Below are 24,714 nucleotides of genomic sequence, written 5' to 3' on the forward strand. Positions count from 1 at the left end.
CCCCCTGAACGATTGGAAAAATACATCTATCCAGTGTTCCAACGCACAAGCCTATTTAAACCATTCCGGCCGTCAAAAAACGAATGATTTCCCGATTGACGACGCCGGGCTGCTCCTGGTTGATGCCATGCCCGGCGCGGGAAACGATTTTATACGAAAACGCCCCTTCGTTCAAAATCTCCAGCATCTCTTTGTTGAGATTCAATTTGTGCTCCCCCAGCATAAAAAAGAGCTTGTCCTTGACGGCCGCGCCTTTGATCGGGTCGTATTTTTCCAGCTTGTGCGCGAACATCGCCTGGCGGTTGTGGCTTTTCATCAACAGAATCAGATGCTCCGCGATGAGCGGATGCCGCTCGAACAAATCCGAGCCGGGAGCGCTCATTTTTCGGAGGACTTTGAGCAGGTTCCGGTCCGTCGGGACGACGATTTCCGGAAACATCAGCAGAAGCGTCCGGATCATCGATTTCAGCGGGGCGGTCACGATCCCGCCCTCCATGCAGACGGCCCGCGCTACTTTCCCCGGATTTTCCGCGGCATAGTTGTAGGCCATATAGCCGCCGTTCGAAACCCCTGCCATATTCACCGATTCGAACCCGAAATAGCCGATGACTTGATCGATCCAATCCGTTTGGCGAAACGAGCTTTTGTCGTAGCGGTCGCCCGGCACGCTCTTGCCCGGTCCGCCGATCGTATCGATCGCGATGCAATAAAAGCGCTCGGACAACTCCTTCATGTTCAGCGCCCACATGACCGCGGAGTTGTCCCCCACTCCGTGAAACAGCATCAACGGCGGATTCGCCGGATTTCCGCAAACGATGCAATGGGTGATTCCGTACGCCGTATCGACATCCGTTTCTTCGTAGTCGGTTGCCCAGGTCCCGAGCAGCTCGTCGTAAGACCGCATGACCTTCTGTTTGGCGCTCCCGTTTTTAAAAATGCGCATCGCGCTCTCCATCCCCCTTGGGCGATTTTTTCATAAATCGCAAAACGACCTCCGCCGACGGAAATGGCAGGTCGCCGACCGTCTGAATCCTCGCGATGCCCAAGCCCTGGATGGTCGAAAAGTACGTAATGGCCAGCATCATCGGATCTTCCTCTATGATTTCGCCGGCCTTCTGCCCCTCGACGATGATCGGGATCAGATGCTCGAAGGGCCGTTTCATTTTCTCGGCCGACACCCGTTTGGCGCTCTCCGGGGCCCCCTCCGATCCTGCGCTCTGCAGCAGGATGAGCCGCCAGTGCTGCATGGCGATGCTGTCCGGGGCCAGGAAGGCTTCGGTCAGCCAGGTGATTTTGTCCAACGGCGATCCCGGCAGCTCCGCCGCGAAAGCGACGGCTCGCCCGGCCCCGTCCGCCGCAAGCTCGACGATTTGGGTAAAAATCTCTTCCTTCGATTTGAAGTACGTATAAACATAACCTTGGCTGAAACCGGCGCTGGCGGCGATATCCTTAATTTTTGCCGCGGCGAAGCCCTTTTTCGAAAATACCTCGATGGCGTGCAAAAGAATTTGCCGAATCGCATAATTGGGCATCGCGTTCGCGAAGTTTTCGGCATACCTTGCTTTCAACCAATCGCTTTGCCGGGACATGGGGCCGATCCTCCTCTATTTCCGATATGGTGAATGAACGTTCGTTCATATTCTACTATAATTTAACATTAAAATTCAGTTCGGACAACGGAAAGCGGCGGCTTTTTCGTTCTCTGAGGGCGCGACTCTCCCGGTTCGGCTTGGCTTCGTTGGATTTTATCTGATTTTATCCAATCAAAGCCGGCTTTTTCGCGAAACGGGCCGTCCCCGTTGGATAAAATCCTCATTTAAAAAATGCATGCCCGAATTTCGGCGACGGGGGGAGCGGCAGCGTTTTATAATAAAAGCATCTAATTCACGTGCGGGGTGTGGAACCGATGATCGCAACCGAACGCAAGCAGGAATTTTACGAGGCGCTCCTGGATCGAAATACCGAATACGAAGGGGTCTTTTATGTCGGCGTCAAAACGACGGGCGTGTTCTGTCGTCCGACCTGCCCGGCGCGAAAGCCCAAAATGGAAAACTGCGAATTTTTCGAGACGGCGCAGCAGGCGCTTTTGGCCCCGTACAGGCCCTGTCAGCGCTGCCGACCGCTGTCCCATCCGAACCAGGTGTCGGACGTTGTGCGCGTCCTGGTCGAAGCGGTCGAGAACCATCCCGAGAAACGCTGGAAGGGCCGGGATTTCCGGGAACTCTCGGTGGACGAGTCCACGGCGCGCCGCCAGTTCAAAAAGCGCTTCGGCATGACGTTCATCGAGTATGCGCGCGCGCGGCGCATGGGACTCGCCTTAAAAAACATCCGCTCCGGCCAATCGTTCATCGACAGCCAGCTGTCCGCCGGATATGAGTCGAGCAGCGGCTTTCGGGACGCCTTTTCCCGGATTATGGGGGCGGCGCCGACGCTGCTGGACGACCGCAAAATATTGAAGGCGGCCTGGATCGACACGCGGCTCGGCCCGATGATGGCGATCGGCGACGAGTCCGCCCTCTATTTGCTCGAATTCATCGACCGCCGCGGCCTGGAGCGCGAGGTGGAGCGCCTGCGGAAGCGGACCCGGTCGGCCGTCATTCCCGGCATGACCGAACCGATCCGCTCGGTCGAACGGGAGCTGGGCCTCTATTTCGAAGGGAAGCTGACCGCGTTCGAAACCCCGCTCTTTTTGCTGGGGTCCGAGTTTCAAAAAAGCGTATGGGCGCAGCTGTTGAAAATTCCGCCGGGGGAAACCCGCTCCTACCTCGACATCGCCCGCTCCCTGGACCGGCCGACCGCTTCCCGCGCCGTCGCCCGCGCCAACGGGTCCAACCAGCTGGCCATCGTCATTCCTTGCCACCGCGTGATCAATTCGAACGGCGACCTTGGCGGATACGCCGGGGGAGTCGCGCGGAAAAACTGGCTGCTGGAGCACGAGCGGCGGGGAGAGGGATAGCGCCGCGCCGCCCTGTCCCTTATTCCGGAAACACTCTTGCCACCGTAAGGATATAGTCCGTCTCCTCCGCCGGAAAATTTTGCGTTACGGTCACATCGCCGTCGGCTTTAACCTCCGAAACCGGAGGATATCCTTTGACGCCCTTCCGGCGTCGGAAGTTTCATTGCAATCGGGAAATTATATAATAGAAGGAGCGAGTTTCGAAGGAGGATCCAGATGGCGAACGAGTCCTGCGACCGGAGAATCAGGAAATCGAAGGCGGCGTTGAAAGAGTCCCTGCTGGCGCTGATGGAGCAGAAGAATTTCGAGGACATTTCGATTACGGATATCGTGCGGGCGGCCGAGCTCAATCGGGGCACCTTTTACAAGCACTATCAGGTGAAAGAGGAGCTGCTGAACGAACTGCTGGACGACGTCGCCGCCGAATTTATCGAGGCCTATCGGGCGCCCTATCGAAACAAGCAAACGTTCGAGGTCAAGCACTTGACGGCATCCGCCATTACGCTCTACGACCACGTTCAACGAAATGCTCGGTTCTACACTCTGTTGGTGATGAGAAACGCCTTCGGCGGCTTTCAAAACCGCATCTGCGGCATTCTGAAAAATCTGTATCTCGAGGACGTCACGGATATGTCCCCGAGCCCGAAGATCGACCGGGAGCTTCTGGCCGGCTTTCGCGCACACGCGGTGTTCGGCTTGATCGCGGAGTGGGTCAAAGGCGGTTTCAAGTACAGTTCGACGTATATGGCCGAGCAAACGCTTGAAATCATCCGCAAAAACCAGGAGAACGACGCGTACGCCACCAATCTATCCCGAACGGAAATCACGAGATAGCGGTCGCCGTCTCCCTGACCTTCGCACGCAAAAAAAGGCGGCACGCACGCCACGGAAACCCGATGGCCATGCATGCCGCCGGCGCCGAATCGACGCTCCCGGCGCTTATTTCAACATTTGACCCAGCCCTTGCTTCGAGTCGATGTTTTTCTCCATCGCGTCCGCCTCGGCTTCCCAATCGTCGAATTGCCCGTACGCCGAGTAAATGACGGAGCCGGTCGGCAGCTCGGGATGCTCGTTTTCGCCGTTCGTTCCCCAGTTGACCCAGCCGGAATCGTTGCGCTGAACGATCTGGTAACGGGACACGACGTTGCTCGTGTACCACACCATCGCATAGCCGGTCCGGTCGTTGAGCTCGGCCGTCTTGTTCGCGCTCATCGGGAAAATCGTTTGCTCCGGAGCGGCGTTGACGTCGACGAATTTGCCGAACTTGACGTTTTCGTTGCGTTCGCTCCGGTGAACCTGCTTGTGCGATTCCGGAATGATGTCCGCGATATGCCGCTTGATCTCCTCTGCGCCAAGGATGCCCTCCTTGACGCAGAACAGCCGCCAGAAGAAATCCCAGGACACCTTGTTGATGTCTTCGCCGATGCTTTCCTTATACCTTTGGATATTAGGGCTGTTTTGCTCGTCGGCATGCTCGAGCAGCTTGTGCACGCCTTCGGACAAAATGTTCGCGTACAGATCGCCTTCCCGGTAATAGGTGCCTCCGTAGCAGGCGAACGACGTAAACACCCGATCCCCTTGTCCGCTTTCGAATTCGTCGCCGACCGTGATTTTGTTGACGACCGGAATGCCGTCCACCGTCGTCGAGAAATCGTCCACGTCGTACTTTCTCCGGAACCACGGGGTATTATAAAAGAACTCCCACGTAATCGCGAACTTCTTTCCCTTCAGATTTTCGTCCAGGCCGTCCGGCACGGTGCCTTTGAACAGATAGCGGCAGTACAGCGGACCTTCCTCCTCGACGACGCAGTCGACCGTCGTATGCTCCGGAGGGTTGATGAGCCCGTTTTTGGGCGTGAAAAAGGGGCCGTAAAAGCCGCCGATCGCGTTGGAGCAATCCTTGATCAGGTTTTTCCCTTCCGCCTTCGCCTCGAAATAGCGGATTCCCCACTTGCCGTAGGAGGTTCCGTCCGCCGTCCCCGAACACAGCTCCAAAATATAATGGCCCGTGTCCAGCCGCCGGAAGCCGTCCTTCTGGGTGAGCGCCAGCTTCTCGATGCCTTTGAAATCGCCGGTTCTCGGCGCCGGCTCCTCGCCCGCGTACAGCCAGTAGGAGGCAACGAGCTTGTCCATGTCGACCAGATACACGATGGATGCCTCGAGAAGCCGATCGCCTTCCGCGCGAACGTCGATCAGTTGAAACGGGATTTCGCGCTCCTTATCGTCGACGAGAACGAGACTGTCCCGATGAATGCGATAATCCGTAAAATTCAATTTGGTGATGACGGGCTCTTTCTTCCGGACCAGCCGATCCGGGTTGTTGAGCATGATCTGAAATTTGCAGGTAGCGTTCGAAAGGATGGAGTTCACAGCTCATGCCTCATTTCGTTTAGTTTTTCGCGAATTTGAAGGAAAAATTCAGGCGTTTTCCCTTTTGGGCGTCGACGAGGATCGCGATGAGAATGATGATCCCTTTGACGACCAACTGCCAGAACGAGCTGACGCCGAGCAGGTTCAGCCCGTTGCTGATGACCCCGATGACCATGGCGCCGAGCACGGTTCCGCTGATGCGGCCCCGGCCGCCGGCCATCGACACCCCGCCCAGGACGCACGCCGCGATGGCGTCCATCTCGTACCCTTGGCCGACCGAAGGCTGGCCGGAGTACATCCGGGCCGACAGCACGATTCCGGCAAAGGCGGCGAGAAAGCCGGTGATCGTATAGACGGCGATTTCGACTTTTTTGATCGGCACGCCGGACAGGCGCGCGGCCTCCCGGTTGCCGCCGATCGCATAGACGTACGTGCCGAATTTCGTTTTGTTGAGCAGCACCGAAAAGATAAAGATCAGGACGAACATGTACAAAACCGGCAGCGGAAGAAAGCCGAACAATTGGCCCGTTCCGATCGTCGTGTACGCGTCGTTCGTGATCCGTACGGATTGGCCGCCGCTGTACAGATAGGCGATCCCCTGCGCCACGTTCATCGTCGCCAGCGTCACGATAAAGGCCGGCAGCTTGAACCAGCTGACGATGCACCCGTTCAGGAAGCCGACGACCGTGCCGATCAGCAGTCCGAGCAAAATGGCCGGAACGAGCGGGATGCCGGCGTTGACGATGAAGCCGACCGTCAGCGTGCCGGTCAAGGCGACGACGGCCCCGACGGACAGGTCGATGCCGGCCAGAATGATGATCAGCGTCATCCCGAGCGCCAGAAAGACGTTGATCGAGATTTGCCTCAGCACGGTGATCAGGTTGTCTTCGGTCAGGAAGACCGGAGACGTGAGCGCCAGCGCGACAAACAAAAGCACCAGCACGGCAAGGATGCCGATATTCCCTTTAAACGCCGTCAGAAACGGGCTTGTTCTCTCCATTTTGCGGGTCATGGGTTTTACCCTCCTGTTGCGTAACGCATGATATTTTCTTGCGTAAGCTCGGACTGGCCGAGCTGCGCCGCGATTTTCCCGTTTCGCATGACGCATACGGAATCGCACATGTTGATAATTTCCGGAAGCTCCGAAGAGACGAGAATGATGGCGAGGCCTTCCATGGCCAGCTCGTTGATGATCGAATAAATTTCGGCCTTCGCCCCGACGTCGACGCCTCTTGTCGGCTCGTCCAGAATGAGCAGCTTCGGCCGGGTGGCCAGCCATTTCGCGAGAACGACCTTCTGCTGGTTCCCCCCGGACAAGCTCGACACTTCGGCGTCGGGCGAAGCCGTTTTAATATTCAAATCCTTGATGTACTTGTCGATAATTTCGCTCCGCTTCCGCTCGCTCACGAGAAGCTTGTTGCTCATTAGATGCTTCAGCTCGGACAGCGTCATGTTGAATCCGACGGAGTTCATCAGGACGAGCCCCTGGCCTTTGCGGTCTTCCGGCACCATCGCGATCCCCTTTTCGATCGCTTCGCCGCAGTTTTTGATCGCGAGCTTTTCCCCGTTGAGGTAAACGGAGCCTTGGTCGTACGGATAAGCGCCGAAAATCGCCTGCATCAGCTCGCTGCGGCCCGCGCCCATCAGCCCGGAAAAGCCGAGGATCTCGCCTTTGTGCACGTCGAAGCTGATGCCTTCGAACAGGTTCCGCTTGCTCAGGCCCTCGACCTTCAGCACGACCTCGTCCCGGCGCGCATACGTCCGCGGATAGAAGCTGTCCAGTTCCCGGCCGACCATCATCGCCACGAGCTCGTCCGGCGTCGTCGCCTTCGTCGGCACCGTTCCGACGTACGTGCCGTCCCGGATGACGGTGATCCGGTCGGTGATTTTGAACAGCTCTTCGAACTTGTGCGAAATGTAAATGATGCTGACGCCGCTTTTTCTCAATCGTTCCATCGTTATAAAAAGGTTTTGGACCTCTTCGTCCGACAGCGAGGACGTCGGCTCGTCCATAACCAGTATTTTCACGTTAAACGAAATGGCCTTTACGATTTCGACCAGCTGCTGATGCGCGACGGTCAGTTCCCCGACCAGCGTGTTCACGTCCAGGTTGAGTCCGAGCTGACTCACCATTTCCCGGGACCGGGCGATCATCTGCTTTTTGTCCTTGAATCCGAATTTCGTCACGGGCTCTCTTCCGAGAAAAATGTTTTCCGCGATGCTGAGATAAGGCACGAGCACGATTTCCTGGTGAATGATGCCGATGCCGTGGGCTTGCGCGTCCTGCACGCCTTTCATGCCGACCGTCTTGCCGTCGATCCGGATTTCGCCCCGGTCGGGCTGATGGATGCCGCCCAGCACTTTGATCAGCGTCGATTTTCCCGCGCCGTTCTCCCCGAGGAGAGCGTGAATCTCCCCTGCCTTCAGCTCGAAATTCAGTCCGTTTAAGGCGCGGGTCGGGCCGAAGCTTTTCGCGATCCCGCGCATTTCCAGAACGGTTGCGCCCAATGAAGTTCACCTCCGAGAGTTAAAAAATGTAGAATGCAAGGAAACCTTGCATTCTACGAAGATGAAGCTTTGCCGTTTTGAAAGGTTCATCCGGTACGTTATTGCCACTCGCCGGCCGTTTCCTCCGCCATCTCTTTCGTGACGACGTGGGAAGGCAGCAGCATTTCTTTTTCGATCTCTTTGCCGTCCAGCGAATCCAGGGCGGCCTGGAACGATTGCTCGGCGATCTGGATCGGCACCTGCGCCGCTACCGCCGTGAACGAACCGTCCACGAGCGCCGCTTTGCCGTCCGGAGACGCGTCGATCGAATAGACGCCGATGCCGGTTTTGCCGCTCGCTTTGATCGCCGCGGCGACGCCGAGCGCGGACGGGTCGTTGATCGCGAAGAAAGCGTCGATATCGGGGTTAGCCTGGATAATGTCTTCGGCGATCGGCAGCGAAGCGTCCAGGGCCGCCTTGCCGTCCTGCTGGGCGACGATGTCGAATTTCGACTTGCTGTCGCCCAGGCCGTCCATGAAGCCGGCGACGCGCTGCACGCAGCTTTCGTTCGACGGGAAGTCGAGGATGGCGATTTTGCCGCCGTCCGGATAGTCCTTCACCATCTGCTCGCCCATCAGCTTGCCGGCCATGTAAGCGTCCGTGGCGACGATGCTTTTCACCAGTTCCCGGTCTTCCTCGATGACCGCGGTGTCGACGTTAAAGACCGGAATTTGCTTGTCGTTCAGCTGCTCGAGCCCTTGACGGATTCCGGCCGAGTCGACCGGAATGACGAATACCGCGTCGAAGCCCTGGTTGGCGGCGTCGGACATTTGGTTCAGCTGCTTGTTCAAGTCGTAGTCCGGATCCAGCATCGTGAATTTGACGCCGTGCTCCTCGGCCAGTCTTTCGTACGTTTTCGTCATTGCGGTTTGGAACGTGTTGTTCTGCGTATTGGGCAGGAAAGCGAAGCTTAACGTATCGCCGTCGCCGGATGCCGACGCGCCCCCGGTGTTCGCTTGCTGGTTGCTGCCGCATGCGGCCAGCGCCGCAGCCAACATCATCACGACAAACCCTTTCATGACCTGCTTCTTTTTCATTCCAGCTACCCCCATGATGAGTTAGTAAAATTTAACTAAGAAAAGAAGCCAACCTGCTTTCGAATGTGGTTTCCCACATTCAATAGCATGTCCTTAAGCGCTTCCATCCGTTTGCTTACGTAAAATATATCATGTAACCGTTTTTCTAGTCAACATTTTAAATTAAAAACAAAAATAAAAGATGGTTATCGCTATTTTTTACGTAAATTTATTCAATACCAGACTTTCGATTTCGGGAGGAGCCGGCTCCAGCGTAATATCCTTCCAGGCTTTCAGTAAATTTTTCGATTCGACGACATACGGCTGAACGCCGATATATTTATAGCTTTCCTGGCCGAGCAGCGCTTTCGCCGTCGCCAGTCCGACCGCCACGCCCTGCTGATAGGGCCGCTGCGTGGACAAGCCTTTGACGATTTCCTCTTTGGCCAGGTAAGTGGCGATTTCGTGATCCAGATCGAAGGTGAAAATCGAAACGTCTTCCCGCTTCAGCTCCTTCAGCGCCTTGATCGCCTCGAGCGCGGGCCGGTCCCACGAAACGTACATCCCCTGGATCTCGGGGTTGTCCTTCAGCATTCGCTTGCAAACTTCGTAGGTGTTTTCGATTTTGTAAAAATATTGCTCGTTCACGATTTCAATGTTGCGGAACTGGGTCATGATGACTTCCTTGGCGACCGCGTCGCGCAAATGCGTCCCGTAGAACGGAGCGCCGTGCCCGATAAAGCCGATCTTCGCTTCCCGCTCGTTTTTGAAATAATTCCCCAGCATGAGGGCGGCGTTTTGGCCGTTTTCCCGTTCGTTGACGGACACGCACGAGGCATACTTGTCCTTGTCCATGCCTTCCGGAACGTTGCTCAAAAAGATGAGCTTGATTTCTTCCGCGATGCTCTGGAACTTTTTCGCCGTCACCTCGTCGTCGACCGGAATCGCGATAATCGCATCCGGCCGCTGAAGCCGCAAGCCTTCCAGCTGGTTGACCTGCAGCAGCGGATCGAAATGCGCGTTGGTGATCGAAATGATGGAAATCCCGTACTTGTCGAGCGTATTGCGGATCCCGTTCTCGTACAGCCGCGCCCAGGCCGTGCCGCCGTAGTGGAACGAAATCGCGACTTTGTAATTGCCTGCGACCAGCTTTTCCGCTTCCGCGGCGGATATCGTCAGTTCCTCCGGAGATACCGTCCGTTCGCCGAACGGCCCCTTGCCCACTACCTGCGTGGACCGCTGGATCGACAGCTCCATCGGCACCCGAATTTGCTCGGGCGCGGGCGACGTTTCGGCTTTTTCGATTTGCCGGAGCAGCAGCTCGACTTCGCGGACGCCCATCTCTTTCGTGTCGTGCTTGAGAATCGTCAGCGGAGGCGTGACGATTTCCGACCACTCTTCGTCGCCGAAGCCGATGACCGACACGTCCGTCGGGCACTCGATGCCCAGCTTGTTCAGCACTTTCAGCAAATTCAGCGTCATCCGGTTGCCGCTCGCGATGAAGGCGGTCGGCTTCGCCCGAACCCAGATGTCCTTCACCTTTTTCTCGGTCTCTTCATAGCCGTTATGGTCGACGTGCAGGACGAGCTCGTCCCGCAGCGGCAGCTTGTACGCGTCCAGAGCGTCCCGGTAGCCTTTGATTTTGCTCTCCGACGAGGAGAACCGGCCGCTTTCGACGAGCAGGACGATATCTTCGTGCCCGGATCTCAGCAAATGCGTCGCCGCCTCGCGGATTCCCCCCTCCCCGTCCGAAGAGACGGAGCCGGCGCTTAAGCCTTTGACCGTCCGGTCGAGAAAAACGAACGGAATGCGCCGCTGCGCGAACGGCTCGAACGTCTTCGCGTCGGTGCTGGCCGGCACGAAAATAGCCCCGGCATTGAGCTTGTCGGACAGAATATTCGTAATGATGTCCTTCTCGTAGGAAACCTGGTCATGATGAAAATAAACGACCGGATTATAGCCTTTTTCCGTCAAGGCGGCGGACATGTTCGAAACCAGCTTCGCGTACAGGGTACCCCCGATGTCGGGAACGACGATCGCGATCTCGGAGCTTTTGCCGATTTTGAGCTTGCTGCTCTTGCTTTTCGGCTTCTTGTCGTAGCCCAGCCTGCGGATGACTTCTTCTACTCTTTCGACCAATTCCGGACTGACGTATCTGGATTTATTGATCACGTGGGAAACCGTGGCGATCGAAACGCCGGCTTCCTCCGCGATTTGGTGAATCGTGGCCATCCTGCAGCACCTCTTTTCTTTTTTACGTAAATTTTAAACGATTTTATCATTCAATCCGCATGCGGTCAAACGTATAAAGCTGGAGAAACCGACCGGGAAGGCAGATTCTGCCAGGGGTCCGCTTTCATTTACGTAAATAATGCCATTGGCGAAAATACCGGAAAAAAATGCTTTATCTTCTCCATTTACACGCGTGTTATCAAGTGGTAATATTACCCTGCGAGAGAGTTAGTTAGTTGTATAACTTATACGGATGGTGGTCCAGATGGCAAGGCCCAACCGGGTGAAAAAGGAGGAGCTGATCCGGTCCGCCCAGCGGCGCATCCAGGAAAAAGGGCTCGATCAGCTGACGTTCAAAGCGGTCGCCGAAGGCGCCGGAGTGACGCAGGGCACCGTATATTACCATTTCCGGACGAAGGAACAATTGCTGTTCGAAGTCGTCGAGTCGCTCTGCAACGATTCCTGGCGAATCGCCGAGGACGAACGAAAGGACGGGAACGTCGAGGAAACGATGCGCCGGCTGCTGGATGCCGCGCTTGGCCGCTGTACGCACGATTCCTTTTACCATAAGCTGTTTTTCTCGCTGGTCGCGCACAGCCTGCAAAACGCGCCGCTGCGGGAGCAGCTGCGGGGAATGCTCGAACGGGAAAACGCGAACGTCGCCGCCCTGCTGGAGCGGCTGCTTCCGTCGCCGGCCCTGGACGCGTCCGGCCTGCCGCCTTCGCATCTGGGCATCCTGGCGAACGCCCTGATCGACGGGCTGGCCCTTCAGGCGCTGGTGAATCCGGATTTCCCCGCCAAGGAGATTTACGCCGGGCTGGCGGCGGCCCTGTCGAAGCAGGGAGTCGGCCGTCCCTCGCCCGATCGATGAAAGGAGCTTGCCGATATGCGATTTTACGGCTTTTTCGGCCTCGTTCTCTGGTTGGCCGCAACGCTCGTCTTCCGGCTGTGGGGCGGCGCCCTGCTGGACCCGGACCGGCCGCTCGTCTGGTTGACGTTCATCCTCGTTCTCCCCGGAATCCCGATCATGCTGCGATTGCTGTTCGCCGTCCGGAAAACGCCCGCCGCGAGCCGCCCGAAGGCGGCCGTGCTGATCGCGCTGCCGGGGATGCTCCTGGACATGTTCAGCGTCGGCTTCCACAAGCACGTATTTCCCGGCATCCCCTCGTCCGATCTGAACCTGTTGTTCATTTGGCTGTTGTGGGCCTATTCCCTCATCCTGGCCGGGGGTTTCCTCGGCGGGAAAATTTTTCGTCATGAACGTTAAGGGCGAGGCCCGAATGGAGGAGGATTCGGCCAAAACCGCGTCCGTCTTCTCGCGGCGTCACATATCGAGCTTGCCGATCGTCTTGTTGGTATCAGACATGGAAAGGGTCGATGAACATGAACTCAACGAACAAAGAGCCGGTGTGGGACGCGGTCGTCATTGGCGGAGGTTTGGCCGGATTGACGGCCTCCATCTACTTGGCCCGGGCCGGACGGAAAGTCGTCCTGCTGGAGAAATCGCCCCAAACGGGCGGCAGAGCGGCCACGAAGGAACTGGGCGGTGCCCGGCTGAATCTGGGCGCGCATGCGCTCTATGCAAGCGCGCTCGGGATCTTGCGGGAAGTCGGCGTCGAACCCCGGGGAGGGTCGCCGAAGCCCGGCGGTCCGCTCGTCTTCAAGCGCGAGGGCGGCGAGACGGCGGTTCCGCTGTGGAAGCTGCTGGTCGGTTCTTTTCTCGCATGGCCGGAAAAAACGGAGCTGATCCGCTTCTACGCCCAAATCCGCAAAACCGAGACGTCCGCCCTGCAAGGCATCAGCCTGCAGCGGTATCTGGAGGACCGCATCCGCAGTCCCCGCGTTCGCAACATCGCGATGGCGCTCGTGCGGGTCAGCACCTATTGCGACGCCCCCGAACTGGCCAGCGCCGGCGCCGCGATCGACCAGCTCCGGCATTCGTCGGTGCTGTACGTGAACGGCGGCTGGCAAACGATCGCGGATCGGCTGAGGGCGCAGGCGCAAACGGCGGGGGTCGCGATACGCTGCGGCGCCGCGGCGCGGGAAATTTCCGGCGCGGATCCGGAGATGACGGTTACCCTGAAAGACGGTACGCGGCTGCAGACCCGCCGGGTGCTGTCGACGGCCGGGCCGAAGGAGACGCTTGCCCTGCTGGACGCTCCCCTTCCCGCCGGGGAAGCGGACGCTTTTTCCCGGCTCGTTCCGGTTTACGCGGCCTGCCTGGACCTCGTCGTCGCCGGACTGCCGCAGCCGAAAACGACGTTTTCCCTGGGCGCCGACCGCCCGTGGTATTTCTCCAACCACTCGGCCGCAGCGACATTTACCGACAACCCGGAACATTCGGTCGTGCACGTCATGAAGTACCTGCCTGCGGGGAAAGACACGGACGCCAGGCAGGACGAACGCGAATTGGAGCGTTTTCTCGATCTCATCCAGCCCGGCTGGCGCAAGCACGTCGTGCAGCGCCGCTTCCTGCCGCACATGCTCGTATCGAATGCGGTCGTCGCCGCGCGCACGGGCGGATACGCGGGACGGCCGGGGCCGGTCGTCGAAGGCAGGCCGGGCCTGTACGTCGCGGGCGACTGGGTAGGCTCGGAAGGCATGCTGCTGAACGCTTCGCTGGCTAGCGCCAAGGAAGCGGCGATGCGTATAATCGGCGATAAAGAACAGAACAAGGAAGCGATGGAACGTGGAGCTTGAGTCCGTTTATGCGGCATACAGGCCGCTGCTTCTTTCGATCGCGTACCGGATGCTCGGTTCGGTGAGCGACGCGGAAGATCTGGTCCAGGATACGTTCGTGGCGGTCCGGCGGCTTCAAGCCGAGAGCGGCGCGGAGCATGTTCGGAACGCGAAGTCCTTTTTATGCAAAATGGTGACAAACCGCTGTCTCGATTTTTTGAAATCCGCCCGCAAAAAAAGGGAGCTGTACGTCGGTCCGTGGCTGCCGGAGCCGATCGTGCAGGCTTATCCGCAAGCCGGCTCGGGGCATGATCCCCTGCAAACCGTCGAGCTGGAGGATTCGATTTCGTACGCGTTTCTTGTGCTGCTGGACCGGCTGACCCCCGTCGAGCGCGCGGTGTTCATCCTCCGGGAAGCGTTCGACTACGACTACCGCGAAATTGCCGGGATGCTCGGAAAAACGGAGACGGGCTGCCGCAAAATTTATAGCCGCCTCAAACGCAAAATCCAGGCGGAGCAGCCCGTCGGCCTAACCGACGCCGAGCATTCCGAACGGCTTGTCCGGCGCTTCATCCAGGCCGCCACGACGGGCAACATGGAGGCGCTGATCGGGATGCTCAGCGAGGACATCGTCGTTTATTCCGACGGCGGCGGCAAGGTGCAGGCGGCCGTCCGCCCGATCGTCACGCCCAAGCGCGCCGCGGCGTTCTTCTGCGGGCTCGCGTCGAAGTTCGCGGCATGGAGCGACATCCGCCTCGTGCGGGTCAACGGGCAGACCGGTCTTGTTCTGTCCAATCCCGCGGATCCGTATCCGACCGTCGTCAGCATGGAACTGGGGGACGACGGCGGCTTTCGGCGCATTTACATGGTGCGAAATCCGGATAAGCTTCGGCACTTGCAATTCGGGTAATTCCATAGCCTGAAAACAAACAAACGAACGCGGGCAGCTGCCCGCGTTCGCGCGTTTCCGGAGGTTCGCTTTATTCTGCTGCCGGCGGCGTCGTGATCACTTTGGCCGGCGGCGTCGTGATCACTTTGGCCGGCGGCGTCGTGACGTCCAATTTGACCGGCGCTGTCGCGTTCCCGGCCTCATCCGTCACGATGATGTAAATTTCGTATGCCGTCGCATCGGCCGGCAGGGGATCGAGGACGAGAACATCGTATTCCATGTCGGCCTCCAAGCCCCCTTGACCGAAGGCAAGGGCCGCTCCGTTCTCGCCGTTAAACCCGGACTCGATCTGCTCCGCGTCCGGCGGCCGGTCCCCGTCCGGAACGACGACGTACTTAAGCCAACCCGCTTCATCCGTCCGCACTTTGAACATCACCTGGCGGCTGCCGTTCGGCAGGACCGTCCCCGCTTTCGGATAGGTCGGCGCAAAATTCGGAGGCGTCGTGTCCCCCGGCGGCTCGACGACGTCCGACGGCGGAGTCGTGACGTCCACTTTGGCCGGTGCCGTCGCGTTGCCCGCCGCATCCGCCGCCACGACGTAAACGTCATAAGCCGTTGCGTCCGCAGGCAATGCTTCCGTGACGACAACCAGCTCCTCGCCTGCCGTCATCGCCCCGCTTCCGCTGTCCAACGCGGTATCGCCGAAGCCGTCCAGACCGGCCATCACCTGCGCCGCGCTCGGCGCCTCCGCCCCTTCCGCCACGACGACGTAGTACGCCGTTCCGGCTTCGTCCGCCCGAACGAGAAGCTCAACCTTCCGGCTGCCGTCGGCCTGCGCTGCGCCGGCTTTCGGATAAGTCGCCGCAAAGCCCGGCGGCGTCGTGTCCTCCGGCGGCTCGACCGCTATCGTGTAGCTGGCGCTCATCACCGCGCTGGCCGTCTCGCCGGCCTTTACCGCGAACGCCTTGATCGTCGTCGGCCCCGTTATGGCGATGGGCTCGCCGTACAGAGCGCTGTCCGTCGTCGGCTCGCTGCCGTCCGTCGTATAGTAAATGCTTGCGCCCGCCGTGGACGTGCTCAGCGCAACCGCGGTCCCGGACGCCACTTCGCCGCCTGCAGGATCCGCCGTCGGCATCGCCGTAACGATGACCGGAGCCGGAGCCGGAGACGTCACCGGCGGCGCCGGCGGATTCGTGACGGTCAGCGCGACGGTTTGCCGGGCTTCGGACATCGGCGCGTCGAACAGAGAGCGGATGCCCGCAACCTCGATTCGGGCGTTCTCCGCATTTCCCGCGTAGAAGGTCGACTTCAACGTGACGATCAGCTGCTTGCCGTCTTCGGAGAGCGTGTACGTCGCGTCGCCGTCCCCGAGCGGGATCCCGTTAATCCGAATATTCGACAGCTCGAACGAATCGGGATCGATCGCCGCGGAAAATTCGATGGTCAGCCGATTGCCCGCATCCAGAACGGCGCTTCGGACATCGAGCTCGGGCTCGATCGCCTTCTTCGTCTCAAAGGCGCTTTGAACGAGCGTTTCCCGGGTCGCCGCGCCGGTTCCTGCGAAGGTTCCGTCGCTTCCCGCTTGAAGCAGCTTTAATTCGAGCGCCCGGGCGACGTATCCTTTCGCCCATTCGGAAGCGTCGACGTTGGAGGAGGACCCCTGGGAGGGGGTGTTCGTCTCTTCCCCCAAGCCTCGGACAAGCACCGCGGCAAGCTGTTCCAGCGTGACCGTTCCGGAGGGATCGAACTCTCCGTTGCCCGTGCCCTCCATCAATCCCGCTTCTGTGACCGCTTCGATAAAGCGGCTTGCCCAATGCTCCGAAGTCACGTCCTGAAAGCTGCCGGAACCGGGAATCAGGACGGAATCGACCTTGAGGTCGAACACGAGAGACATAACCTTTGCGAGCTCCGCCCTGCTCATCTGCTCTTGAAGGCCGAATGAGTCGTCGCCGGTTCCTTCGAAAACCCCGGCTTCGAGCAGGGCTTCGATTTTCTTCTTCAACGACGGATCGACGGACTCCAGATCGGCGAATTGGGACACGTCCGCCGCCGAGGCGGCCTGGGACGTCAAGGCCAAACCGCAAACGAGAACGGCCACGCTCCAAAAATGCCGTTTGCCTGTTTTGCGAATACGAACCCCTCCATTATGTAAAAATGATGGGAAAACAGACACGAATTTCCCTCAATACCAAGTATAAAAGCAAAATACTTTTCCGAAATAGGGACTAATGTCGCATTTCTCGTTCGATAGTCCCTTCGGATGGATCGGATTCGTCGGCAAACGACACGGCAAAAAAAGAAGCGACCCCGTAAACGAGGCCGCTAGTCGATCGTATTTTTTTTGACCCATTCGAGAGTATCTTCCAGTCGCTTGAGAAGCATCGGATGCTCTTCGCTTACTTTCTCGCGCATATAGTCCAAATCAAGCATTTCAGTCAGGTTCGAACGGTTCCCGATCGGCGAGATACGCTCATTTTAAATATTCCTTTACAGGAATATTCTCATTATGGTATATTTAATCCACAAAGACAAACCGCCCGACAAAGGGCCTAAATGACGGAGGTTTTATCAATGGCGGAAAACCAAGGATATCCGGAAACCGAGAACGCAGAGGACAGGGAAATCGTATTGAACCGCAGCTTTAACGCTCCGCGGGAATTGGTCTGGGAAGCCTGGTCGCGTCCGGAACATCTTGCGAATTGGTGGGGCCGAGGGGATTCAAGATCGCTTCGCAGCAATTCGATTTCAAGCCGGGGGGCGTATGGAAATTTACGATGCACGGCCCTGACGGCGTCGCCTTTCCGAATCAAATCGTGTTCGTCGAGATGCAAAAGCCGGAGCGGCTCGTCTATGCGACGAGCGACGGAGAAGAGGAAAGCCCGGGGCAGTTTCAAACGACGGTTACGTTCCGGGAAGACGACGGCGGAACTTCGATCACGATGCGGCTGCTGTTCAAAACGGCCGCGGAACGCGATCACGCCGTCAGAGAATACGGAGCGGTCGAGGGCGGCAAGCAAACGCTGGACCGGCTTGCGGAACTGCTCGCCTTGCTTACCGGAAACTAACGCAAAGAAGCAGCGGATGAACGATTCATTCGCTGGCTTTTTCCGTTTCTATGCCGGCCTCGGCAAAGCTTGGTTGGATTTTGTCCAATCAAAACCGGTTTTTTCGCAAAACACGTCATCTTCGTTGGATTTTGTCCAATCTGGCGGGGGCTTTTCGGCGTTTTCACCCAAATTTCATGTTTCTCGTTGGATAAAATCCACTCTGGCTAACGGTTTCTTCCTTTTCCGCTTCCTAGATTGGACAAAATCCAGCATAGGTCTCCCTCCGCTTGAGCTGTCCTCTTTTCTCCGTTCCTTAAGCTTCTGCAACCGCTCTATAGCGAGGTGAATTCCAAAATAAAACCGTCAAGGAAGACATCCCCTGACGGTCGAAATCCATTTTGCCTTATCTCCGATCGGACCATAAAAAACGCGGAATACGGCCGAGGATGGCAGGCAGGACGCTTACATGTTCTTCGTCCGCGAACTTGACATGCTTCATATAAACGTTTTGCTGGGCCAGCGGACGCAAGCCCTCCGCTACTTTCTCCGCCCCCTCCAGCATATCCTCCAGTTCGTTGGCGCCGATGGCCAGCAGCAAGTGAAGCGGGTGCTCTCCCTGCCAAGTCTGTTTGAACCTCTCCAGCTCCTTCAGCACCTCGCCGTTTCCCCACCAGACGGAGGGGCTCCCCGGACGGATATCCGATTCCGACGACCAGAATCGGATCGTACCCCTTCGGCTTGCGCGTTTGCAGCCTGACGGCTTCCGCAAGCGTCCGGAACAACGCGTCGCCGTCCAACGCATAGACGACCGCATAGCCGCTTGGCGGAGGCTCGTCCGCCGGGGCGGCAATCAGAATCCGATAATCCAGCCGCGCGTTCGACGTCATCGGATATTCGTAGCAACGATCGGGTATATACGGGATTTTCGTTTTTGCGTTCATGGCGCGAGGAACCTCACGACGTCGTCGATCACTTTCCCTTGCGCGATAAGCCCGCCGCTCAGCCAGTAGTCGCTCTCCGTCTCGTACACGTTGCCGTTTTTGACTGCGGGCATGTTTTTCCAAACGTTGCTTTCCTTCAATTCGTTCAGAAATTGGTCTCCCTGGCTTCCGTCTTTCACGAGGAAAATATAATCGGCATCCAATTCGGGCAGGATTTCCAGCGAGACGTCGAGGGTGCCGCCCGAAACCAGGCTGCTCTGGGCAAAGCCAAGATCGTGCGCAAGGACGTAGCCGCTGAAGTAATTGCCATTCAAAAAGAAACATGCCTTTTGCATTAAAACGAATGATCGCCGCCTTTTTGCCTTCCGACAATGGCGCCAGCTTCGTTTTTGCCGTTTCGGCCTTGTCGGCGTAGACTTTCAATGCCTGCTCCGCCGTGCTTCGCGCTCGCTTCGGAGCATTGCCACTTTGCCTCCTGCACAATCAATCGGCCATCGCAATTGATATTTATTCTCAATTATCATACACCGATGTCGAGAAAATGCCTAGAGAACAGCGACCGCGGAAATCCCCGATTTAATCGCCGCCCTCCGAAACCGGAAGCCAGCCGGTCAGCTCCGCCCCGCCCTCCGGGCGATTGGCCGCGGCCAGATCCCCGCCGTGCGCCCGAAAAATCCGCCTGGCGATGGTCAACCCCAGCCCGGCCCCGCCCGTGTCCCGGTTCCGCGAAGCCTCCCCCCGGTACAGTGGCTCGAAGACGCGCTCCAGATCGGACAGTGCGAAGCCGGAGCCCGTGTCCCGGACGGTGACGACCGCGCGGCCGCCCTCCGCATGGCACCGGACGAAGATTTCGCCATGAGCCGGAGTATGCCTCGCCGCATTGTCCAAAAGGTTGCTTACGGCCCGTTCAAGCAAGTGGGCGTCTCCCCTTGCCGGGCAAGCTTCGCCGGGGATCTCCGCGCGAACGGAGATGTTCTTCGACTCGGCCGCCCGGCGGATGCCGTCGACGGATTTATGAACGACCTCGGCTAGATCCGCATGGTCCTCCAGCCGTACCGTCTCCCTATACTCCGTCTTCGCGTAAGCGAACAGGTCCGACACGAGCCGGTCGAGCTGATTCGACTTTTCTTTGCAGACGGCCACGTACTTCTTCATCTGTTCCGGCGAAGAGGCAATCCCTTGATCAAGGCCGTCGAGATACCCTCTCAGGGCGAACAAAGGCGTGCGCAAATCGTGCGCGATGGCGCCGATGAAGAAGCGCCTTTCCTCCTCCAGTTCGGCCCGGCGCTCGACGGATTGCCGCAGCCCCGCCACCATCGCTTCGAACCCTTCGCGCGCCTCGGCGATTTCCCGGATGCGGGATTCGGGCAGTTCGACGTCGAGATCCCCCCCGGCGATTCGTCTGGCCGCCTCGCCCATCGCTTCGAGCGGCCTCGCGATCCATTTGCGCATGGCGTATCCGATCAGGAAGACGGCCAGCGCGAACCCGAACAGCGAGGAAAACCAGATGAGGTCGGGATCGGGGGCGCGATCTTCCGACCCGAAGACGAGCGTGCCGGTTGCCGCGAAACGGACGATCACGTACGTGACCCAGGCCGACGCGCTGATCAAAACGGGAGCCAGAATCATGAAGCTGCGTACCCGAAGCTTCTTCATCGCGGTTTCCCCTCGAACCGGTAGCCGACTCCCCACACATTCGTCAAGTAGAGAGGCTCGTTCGGGTCGGTCTCGATCTTTTCGCGAAGCCGGGCGATGTGCACCCGTACCGTATGCTTGTCGCCGACGCCTTCCCACAATCGTTCCAGCAGCTGGTCGTACGTAAACACCTGGCGCGGATGCTCGCTCAGCAGGCGAAGGAGGTCATACTCCTTGGGCGTTAAAGCGACCGGCTCCCCGTCGACAAGCACTTCGCGGGTGTCGAAATTCAACTGCATGCGCCCGTAATTCAGCACGCGGGGGGCGGCGTTGCGGGCATGGCCGTACCTCCGCAGCACCGCCTTCACGCGGGCGACGACTTCGCCGGGGGACGCGGTTTTGACAATGTAATCGTCGCCGCCCAACCCCAGGCCGCGGATTTTGTGGACGTCGTCGTCCCGCGCGCTCAGAAACAAAATCGGCACGTCGCTGACCGCCCTGATTTTCCGGCACAGCTCGAAGCCGTCCTGTCCGGGCATCATAACGTCCGCGACGAGGCAGTCGACGGCGGCTTCCCGAAACAAGGCCAGCGCTTCCTCCGCGTCAAACGCCGTCATTACCCGAAATCCGTCATTTTCCAAAAAATCCCTCATTAACTCCACGATGCTCCTGTCGTCGTCGACGACAAGGACGGTTTGCCGTCCGTTCACCGCTATCCCCCGCTTTTTCTGCGCCATCCGGCTGCTCCGGTCCGCTCTAAGGTTACTGCCAGTATAACACTCTCCCGCCCGCGAGGCCTCGGTCGCCACGAATCGTGATCGTTTGTTGATTATATTGTGATTTTTTCGCCCCTCGTTCCGGTATATTTGTCGGGTATTCTTTGGGCAGAGGCCTGAATCGCGAAAAAAAAGGAGCGCACGTCATGGAATTTCCACGAAGTCTTTTGTTCTCGATGCATTTCTGGTTTTTTGTCTCGCTGTTCGTATTCGGCGCGTTTCAGTTCTCCCGGCTCCGCGGGTTCGGCAAAAGAGCGGCGCGAGAGGCGGAAGCCGCGCTGAGCCTGCGGCTTGCCAAAGGGGAAATCGGGGAAGCGGAATACAGGCGGCTGAAAGCAATCGTTAAGGGCGACCGCAGCGATGAAAAGTAAAACGCCGTACCGCATTGTCGTCGCCGTCGCGGCCGTCTGGATCGTCTGGACGATCCTGAACCGCTTCGTATTCGATCCGGCGTTTGCCGAGTTTCTAAGCCGCAAAACCGGGCTCGATCGCCCGATTCGGCTTCCGTTATGGCTGACGATGGTCGATATCCACATCGGATTCGCCTGCGCCGCTTTGCTTGCGGGAGCGATGAATTTCTCCGGCAAGCTGCTGCGCAAATACAGGACGCTGCATCGGGGGACGGGATACGTCTATATCGTCAGCGTTGCTGCGGTCATCATCACCTCGGGTTACTTGGCCCCTTACGCGACCGGAGGAAAAATCGTCAGCATCTCGTTCAACCTGCTCAACATCGTCTGGATGGCGATTACGATTACGGCTCTTGTTCAAATCAAACGTAAGCAAATCCAGAAGCACCGCCGCTGGATGGTTCGCAGCTACGCGTTCTGCTTCACGAACCAAGCGATCCATATGCTGCTGCTGGTGTTCGTGGACTTGCTCGGAATGAGCTACGCCAACGGCTACGCGGCAAGCGTAATCGCCGCGATCGTCGCCCTTTTCCTGGCGGCGGAGCTTGCGATCCGGCTGTTTTTCCGAAATCCGCCGCAGGGGATTGGCATCGGCCGGACTGCGTGAGGCAGCTTAGGTGTCGGTTAAGCGGCTGCTTCTTCCGCTGACGGCTACTGGAAAGGCAGAGTTCCGGGGATAGCGAATGGCGGGTAGAGATGGGTAACCACGACTCAACTGGATCGTCAGCGTGCATGCGGAGGTGGTGAGATGAGTAAATTTTGCTCAAGTGCGTACGAATGTTTGCGTTCGGCGGGTAGAGATGGGTAACCACGACTCAACTGGATCGTCAGCGTGCATGCGGAGGTGGTGAGATGAGTAAATTTTGCTCAAGTGCGTACGAATGTTTGCGTTCGGCGGGTTGAGATGGGTAACCACGACTCAACTGGATCGTCAGCGTGCATGCGGAGGGGTGAGATGAGTCATGGTTACCCATCTGAGTTCGTCCACCAATGTGGAACGCAGTTTTTCAGTATCGTAAAACGATCCGGATCCGGGAATTGCCGCATAATAACCAATCTCGCGAGGGAAGCGCTCCAGGCCGACCTCGCTGCGCCGGGTTTGGAGCAGCACCCTTTTCGTCCTTCTCCGCTGCTTGTCTCGATGTCGCGACAGCACTTCAGCCCTCAACCGCGCCCGGCCCCCGCCGCCTTACTGCGGCGCTGCGTCCACGGCCGCATCCCGGCCTGCTCCCATGCCGCCGCGTCCCATGCCGCCTCGGCCTCCGCCCATGCCGCCCATGCCGCTTCCGGCGGTCGTGACGCCGGACTCGTTCACGTAGGTGACGCTCGCGCCGAGCGCGAAGCTGACGACTTCCGTTCCGCCCGTCAAGGCGCCGCCTTCGTACAGGCCGTCCGTTTCGGCGCCGGTCGACGTGCCGCCCGTGTAGAACGCGTACGTCTCGCCTTCCGTCAGATCCGGCGAAGAGATGACGACGGTCTGGAAAGACTTCGCCGGAGCGAAGGAGACGACCGGCTCTCCCTGGCTGTTCGCCAGCGTGATCAGCGTGCCCGCCTCCAGCGCGCTCGGGAACGTCATCATGACGGAGCGCTGCGATGAATCCTCGGACGGCGCCTGAGCCATGCCCGAGCTGCCGGCGGCGACGAGAAGGCCGCCCGTTTGCTCGAAGGTGCCGTTATAGTCGAGCGAGCCGTTGCCGTTCATCGTCGGGCCGTTCACCAGCACGGTGCCGCCGGACATGACGATCGAGCCGTTGGAATCGAGGCCGTCGCCCGAAGCGTTCAGCGCCAGGTAGCCGCCGGTTATCGTCAGCGCTCCGCCGCTGGAGCTGAACGAGTCCGGGCCGCCGCGGCCGCCCGCGGCCGATTCGTCGTTGCCGCCGGCCACGTTGATGCCGTCGTCGCTGGCTACAAGCCGAATTTCGCCGCCCGCGATCGCGATGTCCGACCCCTCGATCCCTTCGTAGCTCTCGGTAATTTCGATCGAACCGCCGCCAATGGCGAGCGAGGCGTCCGCATGAATGCCGTCGTCGCCGGTTGCCAGGCTGAATTGTCCGCCCGAAATGCTGACGTTCGCGTTGCTGTGGACGGCATCGTCCGCGGCGTCGATTTGGAAGGAGCCGCCCGCGATCACGATATCCGCCGCCGCTTTAAGCCCCTTGGCGCTGGTCGTTTCCGCAGCTTCCGTGTCGGCCGTCCCGGTCTGGGCGGCCGTTTGACTTCGTTGCGGGCTAACGCCTCCGTTATCCGCGCCGGTTTGCGGCGCGGCCGCCGCGCTGCCTCCGCCGGACACGATCGCGAACGATCCGTCCGCGATCAGCAGCGAGGTCGCCGCCTGAAAGCCGTCGCCCCCGGCGGTAATGTCGAACGTGCCGCCGGCGATGGCGATGACGCCTTTGTCCGCGTCGGCGTCGTTCGACGACTTCATGCCGCCCCCGCCCGCCGCGACCGCGATCGTGCCGGCCTTGACCGCCAGCAGATCGCGGCCGATGATGCCGTCGTCCGCCGCCTCGACGACGATCTCGCCGTTCACGATCTTCAGATCGTCCCGGCCGGTGATGCCGTCGTTGCCGTTCCCCTGCACGGTCAGCTTGCCGGCGCCGTTGATCGTCAGGTCGCCTTGGCTGTACAGGGCGGCGGTCGGCGCGTCTTCGGACGTATCCGCGTACGTCTCGCCGTCCGTCAGCGCATTTTCCGTTCCTTCCTGCAGCGTAATGACGGCTTTGCCCGCTTCGACCACATGAATGGCGGCACCGTCGGAGTTATGGATTTCCGCGCCGTTCAATACGATATGCACGACTTCGTCCGGGGCGTTGACCGCAAGCTGACCGTCGTCCAGCGTTCCGCTCACGACATAGGTGCCGGCCTCCGTAATCGTCACGACGCCGCCGTCCGCCGCCGCTCCCGCCCCGGCAACGCTGGCGTCGGAGCCGTCGAGGGTAATCATCGTCGAGCCGTCCTCGCTCCACGCCGTCGACTCGTCGTCTTCGTCGTATTCGACCTGGTCGTCCAGATGGAGAGCCGCCAGCTGCGCGGTCGCGGCGGAAGCGCCGGCTTCGCTCGTTTGAACGGCCTCGGCGGAGGCCGCGGCCGAGGACGCGCCCGCATCGGAAGACGAAGCGTTCGAGCTGCACCCCGCCGCCAAAATGGCGCAAAGAAGCGTGATGCCGATAAGTTTCATTCGGGAATCGTTTTTCATTTCTAATCAACCTTTCCTGG

21 protein-coding genes and 2 pseudogenes are annotated in these 24,714 nt (G+C 59.0%); 10 read left to right on the top strand and 13 right to left on the bottom strand.

Annotated elements, in window-relative coordinates; genetic code table 11:
- Window positions 1-55: 55 nt before the first annotated feature.
- Together B7E11_RS03560 and B7E11_RS03565 are read right to left on the bottom strand one after the other, a co-directional pair.
- Window positions 56-943, bottom strand: coding sequence for an alpha/beta fold hydrolase (locus B7E11_RS03560; RefSeq protein WP_080832249.1), 888 nt, complete (start codon window positions 941-943; stop codon window positions 56-58).
- On the bottom strand, window positions 930-1,589 hold the full coding sequence (locus tag B7E11_RS03565) for a TetR/AcrR family transcriptional regulator (protein ID WP_080832250.1): 660 nt from the start codon (window positions 1,587-1,589) through the stop codon (window positions 930-932). The genes B7E11_RS03560 and B7E11_RS03565 overlap by 14 nt, the downstream gene beginning before the upstream one ends.
- Window positions 1,590-1,906: 317 nt before the next feature.
- Here B7E11_RS03565 and B7E11_RS03570 point away from each other — a divergent pair, with 317 nt between their 5' ends.
- Together B7E11_RS03570 and B7E11_RS03575 are read left to right on the top strand one after the other, a co-directional pair.
- Entirely contained in the window at window positions 1,907-2,956 is a 1,050-nt protein-coding gene (locus tag B7E11_RS03570; protein ID WP_080832251.1) for a bifunctional transcriptional activator/DNA repair enzyme AdaA, read from the top strand.
- 216 nt (window positions 2,957-3,172) lie between these two features.
- Window positions 3,173-3,790 (top strand): TetR/AcrR family transcriptional regulator, encoded by a 618-nt coding sequence (locus B7E11_RS03575; RefSeq protein ID WP_080832252.1) that lies wholly within the window; start codon window positions 3,173-3,175, stop codon window positions 3,788-3,790.
- 105 nt (window positions 3,791-3,895) lie between these two features.
- Here the strand turns inward: B7E11_RS03575 and B7E11_RS03580 are convergent, their stop codons facing one another.
- The 5 genes from B7E11_RS03580 to B7E11_RS03600 form a co-directional block, all read right to left on the bottom strand.
- The gene (locus B7E11_RS03580; RefSeq protein WP_245809611.1) at window positions 3,896-5,326 is read right to left on the bottom strand and encodes a hypothetical protein; all 1,431 of its coding nucleotides are present in this window, start codon (window positions 5,324-5,326) and stop codon (window positions 3,896-3,898) included.
- 19 nt (window positions 5,327-5,345) lie between these two features.
- Window positions 5,346-6,338, bottom strand: a complete 993-nt coding sequence (locus B7E11_RS03585) for an ABC transporter permease (RefSeq protein WP_080832253.1) — start codon at window positions 6,336-6,338, stop codon at window positions 5,346-5,348.
- A 5-nt stretch (window positions 6,339-6,343) separates the two neighbouring features.
- Window positions 6,344-7,813, bottom strand: coding sequence for a sugar ABC transporter ATP-binding protein (locus tag B7E11_RS03590; protein ID WP_213084122.1), 1,470 nt, complete (start codon window positions 7,811-7,813; stop codon window positions 6,344-6,346).
- 119 nt (window positions 7,814-7,932) lie between these two features.
- Window positions 7,933-8,910, bottom strand: a complete 978-nt coding sequence (locus tag B7E11_RS03595; RefSeq protein ID WP_080832255.1) for a sugar ABC transporter substrate-binding protein — start codon at window positions 8,908-8,910, stop codon at window positions 7,933-7,935.
- Window positions 8,911-9,108: 198 nt separating this feature from the next.
- Window positions 9,109-11,121: a LacI family DNA-binding transcriptional regulator gene (locus tag B7E11_RS03600; protein ID WP_080832256.1), complete on the bottom strand. Its 2,013-nt coding sequence runs from the start codon at window positions 11,119-11,121 to the stop codon at window positions 9,109-9,111.
- 265 nt (window positions 11,122-11,386) lie between these two features.
- Between B7E11_RS03600 and B7E11_RS03605 the strand changes: the two genes are divergently transcribed.
- From B7E11_RS03605 to B7E11_RS03620, 4 genes are all read left to right on the top strand, one after another.
- A complete protein-coding gene (locus B7E11_RS03605) occupies window positions 11,387-11,992 on the top strand; it encodes a TetR/AcrR family transcriptional regulator (RefSeq protein ID WP_080832257.1) in 606 nt (201 codons plus the stop codon).
- A 15-nt stretch (window positions 11,993-12,007) separates the two neighbouring features.
- Entirely contained in the window at window positions 12,008-12,388 is a 381-nt protein-coding gene (locus tag B7E11_RS29360; RefSeq protein ID WP_176220592.1) for a DUF5367 family protein, read from the top strand.
- Between the two features lie 116 nt (window positions 12,389-12,504).
- Complete coding sequence (locus tag B7E11_RS03615; protein ID WP_176220593.1) at window positions 12,505-13,821, top strand: phytoene desaturase family protein; 1,317 nt, start codon at window positions 12,505-12,507, stop codon at window positions 13,819-13,821.
- On the top strand, window positions 13,811-14,710 hold the full coding sequence (locus B7E11_RS03620; RefSeq protein ID WP_080832259.1) for an RNA polymerase sigma-70 factor: 900 nt from the start codon (window positions 13,811-13,813) through the stop codon (window positions 14,708-14,710). The genes B7E11_RS03615 and B7E11_RS03620 overlap by 11 nt, the downstream gene beginning before the upstream one ends.
- Before the next feature lie 70 nt (window positions 14,711-14,780).
- On the opposite strand, the gene B7E11_RS03625 is transcribed toward B7E11_RS03620, so the two are convergent.
- On the bottom strand, window positions 14,781-16,787 hold the full coding sequence (locus tag B7E11_RS03625; RefSeq protein ID WP_176220594.1) for an S-layer homology domain-containing protein: 2,007 nt from the start codon (window positions 16,785-16,787) through the stop codon (window positions 14,781-14,783).
- 473 nt (window positions 16,788-17,260) lie between these two features.
- Between B7E11_RS03625 and B7E11_RS30560 the strand changes: the two are divergent.
- Window positions 17,261-17,368, top strand: a pseudogene (locus tag B7E11_RS30560) (ATPase); the annotation flags it as partial.
- A gap of 23 nt (window positions 17,369-17,391) precedes the next feature.
- On the top strand, window positions 17,392-17,754 hold the full coding sequence (locus tag B7E11_RS03630; protein WP_245809620.1) for an SRPBCC domain-containing protein: 363 nt from the start codon (window positions 17,392-17,394) through the stop codon (window positions 17,752-17,754).
- Between the two features lie 385 nt (window positions 17,755-18,139).
- Here B7E11_RS03630 and B7E11_RS03635 read toward each other — a convergent pair.
- The 4 genes and pseudogenes from B7E11_RS03635 to B7E11_RS03650 form a co-directional block, all read right to left on the bottom strand.
- Window positions 18,140-18,677: pseudogene (locus B7E11_RS03635) on the bottom strand (alpha/beta hydrolase).
- Window positions 18,674-18,991 carry an ABC transporter substrate-binding protein gene (locus tag B7E11_RS03640; protein ID WP_245809612.1) on the bottom strand — a complete coding sequence of 106 codons (318 nt, stop codon included), beginning with the start codon at window positions 18,989-18,991 and terminating at the stop codon, window positions 18,674-18,676. The pseudogene B7E11_RS03635 and the gene B7E11_RS03640 overlap by 4 nt, the downstream one beginning before the upstream one ends.
- Window positions 18,992-19,253: 262 nt before the next feature.
- A complete protein-coding gene (locus B7E11_RS03645) occupies window positions 19,254-20,333 on the bottom strand; it encodes a sensor histidine kinase (RefSeq protein ID WP_080832261.1) in 1,080 nt (359 codons plus the stop codon).
- Entirely contained in the window at window positions 20,330-21,049 is a 720-nt protein-coding gene (locus tag B7E11_RS03650) for a response regulator transcription factor (protein WP_425430051.1), read from the bottom strand. The genes B7E11_RS03645 and B7E11_RS03650 overlap by 4 nt, the downstream gene beginning before the upstream one ends.
- A 185-nt stretch (window positions 21,050-21,234) precedes the next feature.
- Between B7E11_RS03650 and B7E11_RS03655 the strand changes: the two genes are divergently transcribed.
- Window positions 21,235-21,459 (top strand): hypothetical protein, encoded by a 225-nt coding sequence (locus tag B7E11_RS03655; protein WP_080832262.1) that lies wholly within the window; start codon window positions 21,235-21,237, stop codon window positions 21,457-21,459.
- Complete coding sequence (locus tag B7E11_RS03660) at window positions 21,449-22,105, top strand: DUF2306 domain-containing protein (RefSeq protein ID WP_080832263.1); 657 nt, start codon at window positions 21,449-21,451, stop codon at window positions 22,103-22,105. Before B7E11_RS03655 ends, B7E11_RS03660 begins: the two co-directional genes overlap by 11 nt.
- 582 nt (window positions 22,106-22,687) lie before the next feature.
- Here the strand turns inward: B7E11_RS03660 and B7E11_RS03665 are convergent.
- Window positions 22,688-24,694 carry a carbohydrate-binding domain-containing protein gene (locus tag B7E11_RS03665; RefSeq protein WP_080832264.1) on the bottom strand — a complete coding sequence of 669 codons (2,007 nt, stop codon included), beginning with the start codon at window positions 24,692-24,694 and terminating at the stop codon, window positions 22,688-22,690.
- Window positions 24,695-24,714 lie beyond the last annotated feature (20 nt).

It is taken from the genome of Cohnella massiliensis (assembly GCF_900169535.1).
In the GTDB taxonomy this organism is placed as follows: Bacteria; Bacillota; Bacilli; order Paenibacillales; family Paenibacillaceae; genus Cohnella; species Cohnella algarum.

Excerpts from the sequence above, each read along its gene's own strand:
- B7E11_RS03560 (WP_080832249.1), bottom strand. The coding sequence starts at position 943 with ATGCGCATTTTTAAAAACGGGAGCGCCAAACAGAAGGTCATGCGGTCT.
- B7E11_RS03565 (WP_080832250.1), bottom strand. The coding sequence starts at position 1,589 with ATGTCCCGGCAAAGCGATTGGTTGAAAGCAAGGTATGCCGAAAACTTC.
- B7E11_RS03570 (WP_080832251.1), top strand. The coding sequence starts at position 1,907 with ATGATCGCAACCGAACGCAAGCAGGAATTTTACGAGGCGCTCCTGGAT.
- B7E11_RS03575 (WP_080832252.1), top strand. The coding sequence starts at position 3,173 with ATGGCGAACGAGTCCTGCGACCGGAGAATCAGGAAATCGAAGGCGGCG.
- B7E11_RS03585 (WP_080832253.1), bottom strand. The coding sequence starts at position 6,338 with ATGACCCGCAAAATGGAGAGAACAAGCCCGTTTCTGACGGCGTTTAAA.
- B7E11_RS03590 (WP_213084122.1), bottom strand. The coding sequence starts at position 7,813 with ATGCGCGGGATCGCGAAAAGCTTCGGCCCGACCCGCGCCTTAAACGGA.
- B7E11_RS03595 (WP_080832255.1), bottom strand. The coding sequence starts at position 8,910 with ATGAAAAAGAAGCAGGTCATGAAAGGGTTTGTCGTGATGATGTTGGCT.
- B7E11_RS03600 (WP_080832256.1), bottom strand. The coding sequence starts at position 11,121 with ATGGCCACGATTCACCAAATCGCGGAGGAAGCCGGCGTTTCGATCGCC.
- B7E11_RS03605 (WP_080832257.1), top strand. The coding sequence starts at position 11,387 with ATGGCAAGGCCCAACCGGGTGAAAAAGGAGGAGCTGATCCGGTCCGCC.
- B7E11_RS29360 (WP_176220592.1), top strand. The coding sequence starts at position 12,008 with ATGCGATTTTACGGCTTTTTCGGCCTCGTTCTCTGGTTGGCCGCAACG.
- B7E11_RS03615 (WP_176220593.1), top strand. The coding sequence starts at position 12,505 with ATGAACTCAACGAACAAAGAGCCGGTGTGGGACGCGGTCGTCATTGGC.
- B7E11_RS03645 (WP_080832261.1), bottom strand. The coding sequence starts at position 20,333 with ATGAAGAAGCTTCGGGTACGCAGCTTCATGATTCTGGCTCCCGTTTTG.
- B7E11_RS03650 (WP_425430051.1), bottom strand. The coding sequence starts at position 21,049 with ATGGCGCAGAAAAAGCGGGGGATAGCGGTGAACGGACGGCAAACCGTC.
- B7E11_RS03655 (WP_080832262.1), top strand. The coding sequence starts at position 21,235 with ATGGAATTTCCACGAAGTCTTTTGTTCTCGATGCATTTCTGGTTTTTT.
- B7E11_RS03660 (WP_080832263.1), top strand. The coding sequence starts at position 21,449 with ATGAAAAGTAAAACGCCGTACCGCATTGTCGTCGCCGTCGCGGCCGTC.
- B7E11_RS03665 (WP_080832264.1), bottom strand. The coding sequence starts at position 24,694 with ATGAAAAACGATTCCCGAATGAAACTTATCGGCATCACGCTTCTTTGC.